Origin of the sequence: Streptomyces sp. NBC_01717 (assembly GCF_036248255.1) — a bacterium.
Taxonomy (GTDB): Bacteria; Actinomycetota; Actinomycetes; order Streptomycetales; family Streptomycetaceae; genus Streptomyces.
In genome coordinates this window covers 2853571-2866382 of the sequence record NZ_CP109178.1, presented here as the reverse complement: position 1 = coordinate 2866382, position 12812 = coordinate 2853571, and the positions used below count along the sequence as shown (strand labels likewise).

The window sequence follows — 12812 nt, the reverse complement described above, 5'->3', positions numbered from 1 at the left end:
GAATTCGGGAATGGCGGCAGGATCAGGCTCGGGCTTCGGCTCGGCCTCGGGAGAGTGGGCGAGGTACTGGCAGTACGCGGAACTGCCCGACCTCGATCTTCTGCGCGCCCGGTACGTGCGCCACACCTTCCCGCGCCACAGCCACGAGGGCTACGTCTTCGGCACCATCACGCGGGGGGTCGAGGACGTCGGACTGCCCGGCGGCACCGTGCACGCAGGCCCGGGTGTCGTCGTCATGATCAATCCGGAGGTTCCGCACACCGCGCGGGCCGGTGTCCCCGAGGGTTGGGTGTACGCCACGCTGTACCCGTCCGCACAGGTGATCAACGACATCGCCGCCGATACGACGCGCCTGCGCGGCACTGTCGGTTTCGCCGAGACCAGTGTCGTCGACCCGGAATCGGCCCGGCTCATCGGCGAGGTGCACCGGGCGGCCGAGGAGGGCAACGCGCTCGCCGCCGACAGCGTCCTGCGGATCCTGGTGACGCGGCTGCTCAGCAGCCATGGCAGCGTGCTGCCCACCCGCTCGCCCCGGTCGGCGGGCGCCCGTGACGCGGCGCGGGCGCGTGCGGTGCTGGAGAGCAGGATGGCCGAGCCGCCGACTCTGGAGGTGCTGGCCGTCGAACTCGGAACCAGCCCGTTCGCCCTGCTGAGGGCGTTCAAGAAGCAGTACGGGATGCCGCCGCACACCTGGCTCACCGATGCCCGGGTGAGGCTGGCGCGGCGGATGCTGGATGCGGGTGTGGCGCCCGCGGTCGCCGCGACCGAGGTCGGCTTCACCGATCAGCCGCACCTGAACCGCCATTTCACCCGGATTGTGGGGGTGCCGCCGGGCGCCTACCAGCGCGAACGCGCAAGAACGTACAAGACCGGTCCCGATCTCTCCCCGTAGCGTTCCGTCTGTGCCAGAACAGACAACATCCCCAGAGATAACCGGTGAACCGGCCGAGACAGCCGCCGGTGAGGTGAAGTCCGATGCGGCCGTCGTGCGCGACGCCCTGGGCGTCGGTATCGCCGTGGGGCTGTCCGGCTTCGCCTTCGGAGTCACCTCGGCAGGCTCGGGCCTCAGCCTGCTCCAGACCTGCCTGCTCAGCCTCCTCGTCTTCACAGGCGCCTCGCAGTTCGCGCTGGTAGGCGCGCTCGCGGCGGGCGGCAATCCGTACACGGCGGCTGCCGGGGCGTTCTTCCTCGGCGTACGCAACGCGTTCTACGGCCTGCGGCTGTCGCAACTGCTGGCGCTCCCGCGCGCGCTGCGACCCCTCGCCGCGCAGTGGGTGATCGATGAGACGACCGCTGTGACGCTGGCCCAGCCCACCCGGCGGGCCGCGCGGATCGGCTTCACCGTCACCGGAATCACGCTGTACGTGCTGTGGAACCTGACCACACTGCTGGGAGCCCTTGGCGCGGAGGCGCTCGGCGACACCGACAGCTGGGGACTGGACGCCGCGAGCCCCGCCGTCTTTCTCGCCCTGCTCGCACCCATGCTGAGGAGCACGACGGAGCGCATCACCGCCGCGCTCGCCGTCCTGCTCGCTCTCGGTCTGCTGCCCGTGCTGCCCGCGGGTGTACCGGTACTGCTCTCCGCGCTGGCCGCGCCTGCCGTTCTCTTCCTGATGGGGCGCAGGAACGGTTCGCCCGATGACACCCCCGCCATGGCGGCGACCCCGACGGAGGACGGCCGATGAACGTCTGGACAGCGATCGCACTCACTGCCGTCGGCTGCTATCTCGCGAAGTTGCTGGGACTGCTGGTGCCCGCAGGCGCACTGGAACGCCCACTCGTCCAGCGTCTTTCCGCACTCCTGCCGGTGGCGCTCCTGGCGGCCCTCACGGCGCAGCAGACCTTCGGAGACGGACAGCAGCTGGTGCTGGATGCCAGGGGCGCGGGACTGGCCGCCGCGGCACTCGCCCTGGTCCTGCGTGCTCCCTTCCTGGTGGTCGTGGGAGCTGCCGTGGTCGTCACGGCAGGGGTGCGTGCGCTCGGGTAGAGGTCCGTGCGGAGCAGGACAGGGCCGCCCGTAGAGGTGTGGTGTGTAAGGGGCTCGGCCCCTGGGACCGAGCCCCTTGCACCGGCCACCATCGACGGCTCAGTGCACAGGAATGCCCACCGCCGGTGTTTCCGGCACGCCGAGCCGCATCGCGTCCTTCTCCGGCCGCAGAAAGCAGACGGCGAGCACACCGGCCGCCGCCACCAGCCCCGCCATCAGCAGGTACGCCGAGTGGTAGCCCGTCGGCACGGACGACGCCGCATCCACCATCCGGCCGGTGACCAGCGGCGAAAGGATGCCGGCGAGTGCGTAGACGAAGGCCAGGGCGCCCAGGGCCACCCCGCGCTGCCCGGACGGTGCGATCCGCGCGACGGCTGTCTGCGACATCGTGAGGATCACATTCGTCAGTGCCATCGGGCCGACCATCAGTGCGATCTTCACGGCCACCGCGTCCACTTCGGCGAACGTCGCGATCGACAGAGCGGCCACACACATCACCACACCACCGCCGAGCCCCACGGGCAGCTTCGGCGCAGTCTCCTTCCGGGACGCCCGCCGCGCCAGCAGTCCGTGTCCCAGCAGTACCACGGCGTTGCCGATGGCCGTTGCCGTCACCACCGCCCCTGACTGCTTCAGGCTCAGCCCCGACACCTCGTGCAGATAGTCCGGCGCCCAGGTCAGGCCGGCGGAGAGCAGCCAGTAGGCGGCGAACGCCCCGAAGGCTGCCGTCAGCCAGGTACCGGAGAGCAGCAGACCCCGGTACGGAACGGAAGCACTGCTTCCGCGGTCCGAGGCGGCCCGCCCTCGAGCAGGGGCGAGCGGCCCCTCCTCGCCACGTACGTACCAGCAGAGCGCCCACACCAGGCCGACCAGCCCCACGATGCCGAAGGCCCAGTGCCATCCCCACCCATCGATCACCACGGTGAGCAACGGAGCGGACACCGCCACCCCGCCTGCCGCGCCGACCATCAGCACGGCGGTCGGCAGGGTCCGCTCCTTCTGCCCGAACCAGCCGTGCAGATGATGCACCGCCACCGGTGCCGCGGGCCCCTCGGCCGCACCGAGCAGCACCCGGGTCGCCAGCAGTGTCCCGAACCCGGCGGCGCCGAGCAGCATCGGAAGCTGCGCCACGGACCAGAGCAACGCCATCCCGAGCAGCAGCACGGTGGTACGGATCCGGCGGGTCAGGAACGACACCCCGAGCGCGGCCAGGCTGAACAGGGCGAAAAAGGCGGACTGCGCCGTACCGAACTCACCCCGCGTCAGTCCGAGTTCGTCGCGGATCGGGTCGGCGGCCAGGCCCATGACGGTCTTGTCGGCGAAGTTCACCAGCATGAAGGTGAGCAACAGCCAGGTGGTGCCCCAGGCCCCCCGGCGCAGCCGCTCCGGGCCCTCCACCCCGATGCCTGACTGCAGCGGTGCGGCGGCTCCCGCCGGGGCGGTCACCCGTGCTCCCCCGGCGCCTCGCCGCAGCCGCAGGCATCCTCGTCCGCAACTCCGACGCTGATCATTCCGGCGGCCCGCTTCCGGCCGTCCGGAGAGCGCGTCAGCTCGGTCTCCAGGTCGGTGCCCTCCACCACCGCCGCCGACTCCGCGGCCGCCCAGTTGAACACCCCGCGGGCCATGGTGGATGTCTCGGACGCCGCCCTCTTCGCGTACACCTGCGCCCGTATCCGCGCCACTTCCACATCAGCCGGGGCCGCAAGGGCGGCGGTCTCCGCAAGGTGCGACGCGAGCCGCAGCTCACCCCCTCCAACAGCTTCACCGCCCGCTGTGCCAGTGCGGACGCGCCGCCTGCGGCGTTCGCGAACTCGGTGGCGACTGCGGCGTCCGGGGCCGGCTTGAGATGAGCCGGGTTCTGGTCGTACCAGCCACCCCACAGCCGCCACAGGTTGCGTACGACGAACTCCGGCTCGTCGTAGGCGGGGTGCAGATAGGGCTTCTGCAGCAGCTCATGCGGCACCTGTACGCCGTGCACTACGGCATCGAGGCGGTGGCCCGCGTTCATCAGATCCCTGGTCTGCTCGCAGAGCGACTCCAGGAGCCGCGCCGTGTCGTCGAGCGCCCGATGGATCCGGTCCTTGCCGACGATCGGCACTCCGTGGCCGGGGAGCAGGAGTTCGGCGCCGAGCTCCTGCATGGCGCGCAGCGCCCGCGCCCAGTCCTCCGGGTACCGCTGCACTTTCTGGGGGTTGCCCGCGTTCGGGGTGTTCCAGATGAAGAGGTCACCGGTGCACAGGGTCTTGAGCTCGGGGACCCACACATAGGTGCTGTCGTCCGTCTCACCCTTGGCGTGCACCAGCTCGAAGGTCAGATCGCCGCGCTCGACAGTCAGCCGGCTGCGATAGGTGGTGTCGGGATAGCGGTAGGTGGACGGCCAGTTCAACGACGGTACGCCGAACTGCCTGCGGTTGATCCAGGTGTTGTAGCCCGCCGTACTGATGTAGCGGTCGAAGCGAGCGGTGACCGCCTCGTGCGCGATCACCTCAGGCCGCTCGCGCCCCTCACTGTCCGCCTGCGCGTCGAACGGTGCGACACCGAGGACATGGTCGACATGACCGTGGGTGTAGACGACGGTGCCGACCCGCTGCTCGCTGAAGGCCCCGACCGCCTCGTGCAGTGGCCCTGCCGTACGGAAGTCCCCGGAGTCCACGAGCACCAGCCCGGCACCCGTGTCGAAGACCGCCACATTGGCGAAGGCGGGCAGAAAGCCGACCCGTTCGCGAACGGTCACCAGGCCCGCGCCCGAGTACGCACCGGACAGATGCGGCAGCAGTGTGTCCTCCCCCTGCCACACCCGGTCGATATAGCTGAGATAGTCCGTCGGCTTGTGCTCGGTCATACCTGCGGCTCCTTCGATGCTGTACGGCAGATCGCCCGGAACCCGAGTCTCGGGCTCCGAAGTGACCTCCGACACCCGCCCTCGTCACACCGCTTCGCCCTGCGTACTGTGACGCGTCACTAAGGCCACTCGGGTGCAGGGAGAACAGCCATGCCACTGTCCGATGCGGCCAGGGCCCTCGCCCTGCGCTGCGAGCCCCGGGTCAACGAGCTGGCGCGGCACATGGCCCGTGATTCCTTCGAGCAGCTCCCCGGTTACACCGGGCTCCCGGACGATGTGAAGGACCTCGAGATCGCCGCGACCGCCCGGCACGGCGTACGTCTCTTCCTGCGCCGGGCCACCGAACCGCACCCCAGCCCCGGCGGGCTCCGGCTTTTCCGCGAGCGTGCCGCGCAGCGCGCCGAGGAGGGGATGCCGTTGCACCTGCTGCTGCGTAGTCACGCACTCGGTATGTACGTCCTGTGGCAGGCGCTGCGCGAGGCAGCACAACCCGGTGAGGAGGGTGCGCTCATCGAGCTCGTCGATCTGCTGCTCCAGTCGCACCACTCGCTGGTCGGTGCGGTGGCCGAGACCTACATGGATGAGCGCTCGGCGCTGGAGGCGGAACAGCGGGAGCAGCGCCGCTCCCTGGTGCGAGGGTTCCTCGACGGGACTCTGGAACCCGGTCACTCCCTGTCGGCGCAGCTCGGCCTCGACGGGCCCGCGCTCGTGCTCGCCGTCGTGCTGGAACCGTCGGAACCCGGTGCGGGGCCCGGGAGCACGGGGCCGGGCGGTGCGGATACCGGGAACGCGGGGTCCGGCAGATCCGGCACCGGCAGCCCGGTGACCGTAAGGCGCCGGATGCGGCGCATCCAGACGGTGCTCGACCAGACATTCGGTACAGAGCTGCTCTTCCTGTTCGACGCGGGCGCAGGCCGTGCTGTCGTACCGCAGGAGTGCGAACCACCCGGCGATCTGGCCCGGCGGCTGACTCGTGCCTGCGGCGCCGACGTCCGGGTCGCCGCAGTTCCGGCCGAAGCACCCGGGGCGGTCCCCGAGGCGTCCCGTACGGCTGTGGAAATCATCCGGGTCGCCCGGGCGTGCGGGCTGCCGCCGGGACTGCACGGCCTCGACGACGTGCTCCTCGAATTCCAGCTGTCGCGCCCCGGTCCGGGCAGCCGCCGGATAGCCGCCCTGCTGGACCCCGCCGCCGCCCGCCCCGAGTTGCTGCGGACCCTGCGGACCCACCTGGCACACCAGCAGGACAGGCGCCTCACCGCGGCGCTGCTGGGGTTGCATCCCAACACCGTGGACAACCGGCTGGCGAGGCTCGCCGAGCTGACCGGGCTCGATCTGGTGTCGCCGCGCGGCACCGCGCTCGCCATCGCGGCCCTGCTGCTCCACGACAGCGGCCACGGCACCGACGGCACACACGGCGCAGGATGAGCGACCCGGCGGCGGCCGTCCGGCCGACGACCGACGGCCCGCGTCGGACGGCGTGGTCACGGCCGTCCGTGGGCCCGCTCAAGGACGGTTGGCGGTGTGTCTCCGCCCCGGCGCTCAGCCGAGGCTGCGGCCGTGGGCCCGCAGCGTCAGCAGCGCCTTGAGCGTCACCAGCGGCCGACCCTCCAGAGCTGTGCCCGGCGCCCACTGCCGCCAGTTCAACGGCCAGCCGCCGTCCGCCTGCTGCTCCGACGCCAGATGGTCGAGGGAGCGTTCCAGCTCCTCGTCGGTGAACCAGCGACGGGCGAGCGAATCGGGTGTGCGGGCGTAGTCGTACGGGAAGTGCTGCTCACCCGGCGCATATCCGGCCGCCACGGGGTACTCCGCGCGCCGCTCCGGATCCAGTACGGCCAGCCGCTGTTCCCGCACCAGCCGTCCGAGGCGGTCCGCCGCGGCCTCCGCCCGCGCCCGGTCCGGTGCACCGTCCAGGAAGGCGACCGCCGCCTCGATCTCGTACGGATGCGAGTGCTCCAGTGCGTCGACCGCCGCCCAGCAGAAGTCGGTGGCCCGGAAGAGCCAGGCGTGCCAGACCGCATTACGGTGCAACAGCCCGACGACAGGACCGGTGGCGAGCAGCTCCGCCGGCGGGTCGTCGACGAGCGGGATGAACGGCGCGGCCGGATAGCCTCGCTGCGAGGGCAGGAGGGCGGGCAGCGCACCTTCCTTGGTCGACACATCGGTCAGGAAGCGGCAGATCCGTTCCACCCGCAGACCGCTGCAGCGCCCGATGGAATCGAGAACGTTCAGCGCATGGGCCGTGTGCAGCGGCTGGCTGACGGGGCCCCGCAGATCGGGTTCGAGTGCGTGACCGTATCCGCCGTCCTCGTTGAGATAGGCGGTGAGCGCGGTCTCCACGGCGTCGGCACCACCTGCCAGGAAGTGGTGGGCGAACCGCCGCTGTTCGAGGACACGGGCCGTGAGCCAGATGAACTGCTCGGCGCGGTTGAGGGGGCTTGCTCCTGTTCCAGCCATGGACCGACCGTAGGCCGGTAAGCGCTCTCGACATGTCGTACCGGCACGGCAGCACTCTCAGGAGCGGGATACTGAAGTCATGCGGTTGACGATTTTCTGGGAACGGATGGAAGACCACTTCGGCGCGGGGTACGCCGACTCCTTTGCGCACGACCATGTGATGGCCGAGCTCGGCGGGCGGACGGTGCACCAGGCGCTGGCCGCCGGCTGGGAGGCGAAGGACGTCTGGCGCGGCGTCTGCACGGCGGTCGGCATCCCCGCCGACAAGCGCTGACGAACTGCTCGTCCCCGCGGGACCGCACCCGCTCTCCGGGGCGGGCGGCCGGCTGTCACAGCCGTGGGCGAGACTGGGTCCGTGGCACTGACAGACGAGACCGCCCAGACCCCGCCCGTCCCGACTCCGCCCGTCCCGCCGGCCGCGCCACCGACCCAGCCGTCCGGCGTCGGGTCGGCCCGAATGCCTGCGTGGCTGCCGCGCGCCATGGTCCTCGCCCTGGCGCTCTATGCCTGCTTCCGGCTCGGCAGCTGGGCGTTCGACCAGCTCATCGGGCTGTTGATCAATGTGCTGATCGCCTTCTTCCTGGCGCTCGCCATAGAACCCGCGGTAGGCCGGATGTCGGCGCGCGGCATGCGTCGCGGCCTGGCGACCTTCCTGGTGTTCCTGGTGATCCTGATCGCCGGGGCCGGGTTCGTCGTACTGCTCGGATCAATGCTCGCGGGCCAGATCGTCGAGATGGTCGAGGAGTTCCCCAAGTACTTGGACTCGGTGATCAACTGGGTCAACCAGAACTTTCACACCGACCTCTCCCGGGTCGAGGTGCAGGACAGCCTGCTGCACTCCGACTGGTTGCAGAAGTACGTCCAGAACAGTGCGACCGGTGTGCTCGATGTCTCCACCACTGTGCTCGGCGGGCTGTTCCGACTGCTGACGATCTCCCTGTTCTCGTTCTACTTCGCGGCCGACGGTCCCCGGCTGCGCCGCGGTCTGTGCTCCGTGCTGCCGCCGGCTCGGCAGGCCGAAGTCCTGCGGGCCTGGGAGATCGCGGTCGACAAGACCGGTGGCTATCTCTACTCGCGCGGGCTGATGGCTCTCATCTCCGGGATCGCGCACTACATCCTGCTGGTGTTCCTCGATGTGCCCTACGCGCCGGCCCTCGCGGTCTGGGTCGGTCTCGTCTCGCAGTTCATCCCCACGATCGGTACGTATCTGGCGGGCGCCCTGCCGATGCTGATCGCGTTCACCATCGACCCCTGGTACGCCCTGTGGGTGCTCGGATTCGTGGTGATCTACCAGCAGTTCGAGAACTATGTGCTGCAGCCCAAGCTCACCTCCAGGACCGTCGACATCCATCCGGCGGTCGCCTTCGGTTCGGTCATCGCCGGTACGGCGCTGATGGGCGCCGTGGGCGCGCTGATCGCGATCCCGGCCGTTGCGACGCTGCAGGCGTTCCTGGGTGCCTATGTGAAGCGCTACGACGTGACGGACGACCCACGGGTGCACGGCCGTCACCAGCGGCGGCGCGGTGAGTCGGTGTTCTCGCGGCTGCGCAGCGCGACCCGGGCTCCCGGGAACAACGACGAAGAGGATGCGGAGCGACCGGAAGCCCCGGGTCCGCGGCCGCGGGTCTGAGCGACGGCGCGACGCGGGAGCTCCGGCGCCGTGCGGGAGCGCCGACGGGGCGCGCGAGTCCGGGGGGTGCGGAGGTCTCGCAGTGCTCAGCGATAGCCCGTCACGTCGGCCGGCCGGCCCGCGTCCTGGACTTCGGGGACGTACCTCCAGGCATCGGGCCGACTGCCGTCCAGATCGGTGAAGCCGTAGATCCGCGCCAGCTGCCCGCTGGACAGCGACTGCCCGTTCCAGCGCGCCACCCCGGGGTCCTGCGCGAGCGCGGCCACGGCGCGGCCGACGAAGGCCGGACTTTCGGAGATCGCGAAGTGGGGTGCGTGGGCGATCGCGTCGCGCCAGTTCGCTTCGGTGACGCCATGGGCGTCCAGCATCGCCTCGGACCGCAGCCAGCCGGGCGTGAGCGACACCGCGGTCGCGCCGTGGGGCTTCAGCTCGTGCGCGAGGGCGAACGCCATCCGGTTCACCGACGCCTTGGCCAGGTCGTAGAAGAAGGAGACCCGGTAGTGGGCGGCGTTGTACTCATCGGTGCCGTCGGTCACCTCGACGACCAGGCCCCCTGGCTGCTCGATGAGGAGCGGAAGCGCGTAATGGCTGGTGATGGCGTGTGTGTCGACGGCCAGACGCAGGGTGTGCAGACCCGTCTCCAGGCAGGATTCCCAGACCGACTTGTCCCACTCGATCTCGGCTCCCCAGATGTCGTTCACGAGGACGTGCAGGTGGCCCTGGTCGCGCCGGATGCGCGTCACGAGCGAGCTGACTTCCGAGGGCACGAGGTGGTCCACCCGGACCGGGATCCCGTGGCCGCCCGCCTCGTCCACGAGAGCTGCGGTCTCCTCGATGGTCTCCGGGCGGTTCATCTCCGACCGCTGGGTCGTGGTCGTCCGCCCGGTGACATAGACGGTCGCTCCGGCCGCTCCCAGCTGAACGGCGATCCCACGGCCCGCACCTCGCGTGGCGCCGGCTACCAGGGCCACTTTCCCTGCCAGCGATGTCCCCATACGGCCGGAATCTAGCATGATGTTGACCACTTGATCTTGACTCGTCAAGTGTAGAGTGCTAGAGCGCTATCCTGGGGGCGGGTCGGTCCGGCGCGGTGTGCTTGACACCAAAATCGAACATCCATTCTCATGGGATTCCGGCCGGGTTTTCCCGGGCCCGACCGTGGAGTTGTCCACAGGCCGGGAGGACGTCGAGGCCCATTGTCAGTGGCAGGGGTTAGCGTCTTTGACGTGAAGCGATCGACTCAAGCAAATCGGGTGGAACCCATGGCAGGAACCGACCGCGAGAAGGCGTTGGACGCCGCACTCGCACAGATTGAACGGCAATTCGGCAAGGGCGCGGTGATGCGCCTCGGTGAGCGGCCGAACGAGCCCATCGAGGTGATCCCCACCGGGTCGACCGCACTCGACGTCGCCCTCGGCGTCGGCGGACTGCCGCGCGGCCGTGTGGTGGAGGTGTACGGGCCGGAGTCCTCCGGTAAGACGACGCTGACGCTGCACGCGGTGGCGAACGCACAGCGGCTCGGCGGCTCGGTGGCCTTCATCGACGCGGAGCACGCCCTGGACCCCGAGTACGCGAAGAAGCTCGGTGTCGACATCGACAACCTCATCCTGTCCCAGCCGGACAACGGTGAGCAGGCGCTCGAGATCGTGGACATGCTGGTCCGCTCGGGCGCTCTCGACCTGATCGTCATCGACTCGGTCGCGGCACTCGTGCCCCGTGCGGAGATCGAGGGTGAGATGGGCGACTCGCACGTGGGTCTGCAGGCCCGACTGATGAGCCAGGCACTCCGCAAGATCACCAGCGCGCTCAATCAGTCCAAGACCACCGCGATCTTCATCAACCAGCTCCGCGAGAAGATCGGTGTGATGTTCGGCTCCCCGGAGACCACGACCGGTGGCCGGGCGCTGAAGTTCTACGCATCGGTGCGCCTCGACATCCGTCGTATCGAGACGCTGAAGGACGGCACCGACGCCGTCGGCAACCGCACCCGCGTCAAGGTCGTCAAGAACAAGGTTGCGCCGCCCTTCAAGCAGGCCGAGTTCGACATCCTCTACGGCCAGGGCATCAGTCGTGAGGGCGGCCTGATCGACATGGGCGTGGAGCACGGCTTCGTACGCAAGGCGGGCGCCTGGTACACGTACGAGGGCGACCAGCTCGGCCAGGGCAAGGAGAACGCCCGCAACTTCCTCAAGGACAACCCTGACCTCGCCAACGAGATCGAGAAGAAGATCCTCGAGAAGCTGGGCATCGGTGTCAGGCCGGAGGCGGCTCTGTCCGCCGAACCGGGGGCGGACGCGGCGGGCGGCGCGGCGGCTGCGGCCGACAGTGCGGCGAAGTCGGTGCCCGCTCCGGCGGGCAAGGCGAAGCCGGCCAAGACTGCGGCGGCCAAGAGCTAGACCGTGACACGTCGTACGGAGTGGCCGGGCAGCGATGCCGAGCCCGCCCCCGACCCCGGCGCCGGTCCCGATTACGGCACCGGCTCGGGCGCAGGGTTCGGCGAAGGCGCGGGCCGTCGGGCCCGCTCCCGCTCCAGGAGCAGCGGCTCCCCTTCCTCGTCGAGGGCCGAGAAGGGGGAGCCGCGAGACCCGGTCGAGCAGGCGCGCAACGTCTGTCTGCGTTTGCTCACCGGGACCCCACGCACCCGCAAGCAACTTGCGGACGCACTGCGCAAGCGGGAGATCCCGGACGAGGCGGCCGAAGAGGTGCTGTCGCGCTTCGAGGACGTCGGGCTCATCGACGACGCGGCGTTCGCGGATGCCTGGGTGGAATCCCGACACCATGGCCGGGGCCTGGCCCGCCGTGCTCTTGTGCGGGAACTGCGCACCAAGGGGGTGGACTCGGCGGTGATCGACGAGGCGATCGGGCAGCTCGACTCCGAGCAGGAGGAGGAGACCGCCCGGGAGCTCGTCGCGCGCAAGCTGCGCTCCACCCGCGGCCTGGACCGTGACAGGCGTCTGCGCCGCCTGGCGGGCATGCTGGCGCGCAAGGGGTACGGGGAGGGGATGGCCCTGCGTGTGGTGCGTCAGGCACTCGAAGAAGAGGGTGAGGACACGGAAGGTCTCGAAGAGCCGTTCTGACGGTGGGCGCATCGCTGACGGTGGGCGCACCGGGGGGTGCGCGCAGAGATGCGGCGGGGGACGGAAGCCGGGCGCGGGAGGCGGGGCCGTTGCGCGGTGGGTGGCGCGCCAGGTGTCAGTGTCCGGCGAACGAGGCGCGACGGATGGTGGCGTCCAGCAGGGCCAGGGCATCCGATGTGGTGCGGCTGGGGTGGCGGTTCCAGGGGCCGATGAGATCGGTCCAGCCCTGCGAGCGGAGTTCCGCGATGAGCCAGGCGCCGGCCCGGTCCACGGTGTCGAGAGAGCCGTAGCCCAGGCGGTGCGCGGTGAGGAGGGCGCCGCAGATGCAGCGGGCGCCGCGGGCGTTCCGCAGCCGGTACGGGGTGTTCTGCCAGCCCCACTCGGTCAGGATCTGCCGTGCGTAGGCGAGGTGGGTGGAAGGCCGCAGTTCAGGCTGCCCGATGCGACGCCAGGCATGGAGCCGGTCCGGGAGGATCGCGCCGATTCGTCCGGGGAGTGGACGCTCGCGCGGCGGGGCCGGGGGCAGGGCGCGCACCGAGTCGGCGATCAGCTGGTCGACGGGCACGGACAGCAGATCGCGCCAGTCGGCCGGGTGCCGGTCCGGCGGGTGCGGCGCGCTGCCGGGTGAGACAGGACGCACGGGTTCGGGGGTGGTGATGTCCCAGCCCGCGACGATCTGCTGCCAGGCCTCCGTGTCGTGGAGACGTGCGGCCTGACGGTCGAGCTGGTCGGGGGTGAGGGTGGTGGTCGGCATGGGTGCGACGTCTCCGTCATGTCAGTCCTAGGTATTGGGGCAAATGTCCGCCTTATGGCGAATTTGCT

At 70.1% G+C, this 12812-nt stretch carries 13 protein-coding genes; 8 read left to right on the top strand and 5 right to left on the bottom strand.

The genetic code is table 11. The features are described from left to right. Positions 1-10: 10 nt before the first annotated feature. The 3 genes from OHB49_RS12980 to OHB49_RS12970 are packed head-to-tail and all read left to right on the top strand — an operon-like array spanning position 11 to position 1987. On the top strand, positions 11-892 hold the full coding sequence (locus OHB49_RS12980; RefSeq protein WP_329160389.1) for an AraC family transcriptional regulator: 882 nt from the start codon (positions 11-13) through the stop codon (positions 890-892). Positions 893-902: 10 nt separating this feature from the next. Next, positions 903-1685: an AzlC family ABC transporter permease gene (locus OHB49_RS12975; protein ID WP_030974174.1), complete on the top strand. Its 783-nt coding sequence runs from the start codon at positions 903-905 to the stop codon at positions 1683-1685. Then, on the top strand, positions 1682-1987 hold the full coding sequence (locus OHB49_RS12970) for an AzlD domain-containing protein (protein WP_030927072.1): 306 nt from the start codon (positions 1682-1684) through the stop codon (positions 1985-1987). The genes OHB49_RS12975 and OHB49_RS12970 overlap by 4 nt, the downstream gene beginning before the upstream one ends. 99 nt (positions 1988-2086) lie before the next feature. On the opposite strand, the gene OHB49_RS12965 is transcribed toward OHB49_RS12970, so the two are convergent. Beyond that, positions 2087-3433, bottom strand: coding sequence for an MFS transporter (locus OHB49_RS12965; RefSeq protein WP_329160385.1), 1347 nt, complete (start codon positions 3431-3433; stop codon positions 2087-2089). 100 nt (positions 3434-3533) lie between these two features. Next, a complete protein-coding gene (locus OHB49_RS12960) occupies positions 3534-4829 on the bottom strand; it encodes an alkyl sulfatase dimerization domain-containing protein (RefSeq protein ID WP_329160384.1) in 1296 nt (431 codons plus the stop codon). 150 nt (positions 4830-4979) lie between these two features. Between OHB49_RS12960 and OHB49_RS12955 the strand changes: the two genes are divergently transcribed. After that, positions 4980-6254 carry a PucR family transcriptional regulator gene (locus tag OHB49_RS12955; RefSeq protein ID WP_329160382.1) on the top strand — a complete coding sequence of 425 codons (1275 nt, stop codon included), beginning with the start codon at positions 4980-4982 and terminating at the stop codon, positions 6252-6254. Between the two features lie 114 nt (positions 6255-6368). Here OHB49_RS12955 and OHB49_RS12950 read toward each other — a convergent pair whose 3' ends face one another. Continuing rightward, entirely contained in the window at positions 6369-7283 is a 915-nt protein-coding gene (locus OHB49_RS12950) for a hypothetical protein (RefSeq protein ID WP_329160380.1), read from the bottom strand. A gap of 79 nt (positions 7284-7362) precedes the next feature. Between OHB49_RS12950 and OHB49_RS12945 the strand changes: the two genes are divergently transcribed. Next, positions 7363-7557 (top strand): DUF3046 domain-containing protein, encoded by a 195-nt coding sequence (locus tag OHB49_RS12945; RefSeq protein WP_030974167.1) that lies wholly within the window; start codon positions 7363-7365, stop codon positions 7555-7557. A 183-nt stretch (positions 7558-7740) separates the two neighbouring features. Further along, positions 7741-8913 carry an AI-2E family transporter gene (locus OHB49_RS12940; RefSeq protein ID WP_329166459.1) on the top strand — a complete coding sequence of 391 codons (1173 nt, stop codon included), beginning with the start codon at positions 7741-7743 and terminating at the stop codon, positions 8911-8913. Positions 8914-8999: 86 nt separating this feature from the next. On the opposite strand, the gene OHB49_RS12935 is transcribed toward OHB49_RS12940, so the two are convergent. Then, complete coding sequence (locus OHB49_RS12935) at positions 9000-9908, bottom strand: SDR family oxidoreductase (protein ID WP_329160378.1); 909 nt, start codon at positions 9906-9908, stop codon at positions 9000-9002. Positions 9909-10175: 267 nt separating this feature from the next. Here OHB49_RS12935 and recA point away from each other — a divergent pair, with 267 nt between their 5' ends. Together recA and recX are read left to right on the top strand one after the other, a co-directional pair. Continuing rightward, entirely contained in the window at positions 10176-11309 is a 1134-nt protein-coding gene (recA, locus tag OHB49_RS12930) for a recombinase RecA (protein ID WP_030927082.1), read from the top strand. Between the two features lie 3 nt (positions 11310-11312). After that, on the top strand, positions 11313-11990 hold the full coding sequence (recX, locus tag OHB49_RS12925) for a recombination regulator RecX (protein WP_030974161.1): 678 nt from the start codon (positions 11313-11315) through the stop codon (positions 11988-11990). A gap of 115 nt (positions 11991-12105) precedes the next feature. Here recX and OHB49_RS12920 read toward each other — a convergent pair whose 3' ends face one another. Then, positions 12106-12744, bottom strand: a complete 639-nt coding sequence (locus OHB49_RS12920; RefSeq protein ID WP_329160374.1) for a DUF6197 family protein — start codon at positions 12742-12744, stop codon at positions 12106-12108. Positions 12745-12812 lie beyond the last annotated feature (68 nt).

Excerpts from the sequence above, each read along its gene's own strand:
- OHB49_RS12970 (WP_030927072.1), top strand. The coding sequence starts at position 1,682 with ATGAACGTCTGGACAGCGATCGCACTCACTGCCGTCGGCTGCTATCTC.
- OHB49_RS12950 (WP_329160380.1), bottom strand. The coding sequence starts at position 7,283 with ATGGCTGGAACAGGAGCAAGCCCCCTCAACCGCGCCGAGCAGTTCATC.
- OHB49_RS12980 (WP_329160389.1), top strand. The coding sequence starts at position 11 with ATGGCGGCAGGATCAGGCTCGGGCTTCGGCTCGGCCTCGGGAGAGTGG.
- OHB49_RS12935 (WP_329160378.1), bottom strand. The coding sequence starts at position 9,908 with ATGGGGACATCGCTGGCAGGGAAAGTGGCCCTGGTAGCCGGCGCCACG.
- OHB49_RS12945 (WP_030974167.1), top strand. The coding sequence starts at position 7,363 with ATGCGGTTGACGATTTTCTGGGAACGGATGGAAGACCACTTCGGCGCG.
- OHB49_RS12920 (WP_329160374.1), bottom strand. The coding sequence starts at position 12,744 with ATGCCGACCACCACCCTCACCCCCGACCAGCTCGACCGTCAGGCCGCA.
- OHB49_RS12940 (WP_329166459.1), top strand. The coding sequence starts at position 7,741 with ATGCCTGCGTGGCTGCCGCGCGCCATGGTCCTCGCCCTGGCGCTCTAT.
- OHB49_RS12955 (WP_329160382.1), top strand. The coding sequence starts at position 4,980 with ATGCCACTGTCCGATGCGGCCAGGGCCCTCGCCCTGCGCTGCGAGCCC.
- OHB49_RS12960 (WP_329160384.1), bottom strand. The coding sequence starts at position 4,829 with ATGACCGAGCACAAGCCGACGGACTATCTCAGCTATATCGACCGGGTG.
- recA (WP_030927082.1), top strand. The coding sequence starts at position 10,176 with ATGGCAGGAACCGACCGCGAGAAGGCGTTGGACGCCGCACTCGCACAG.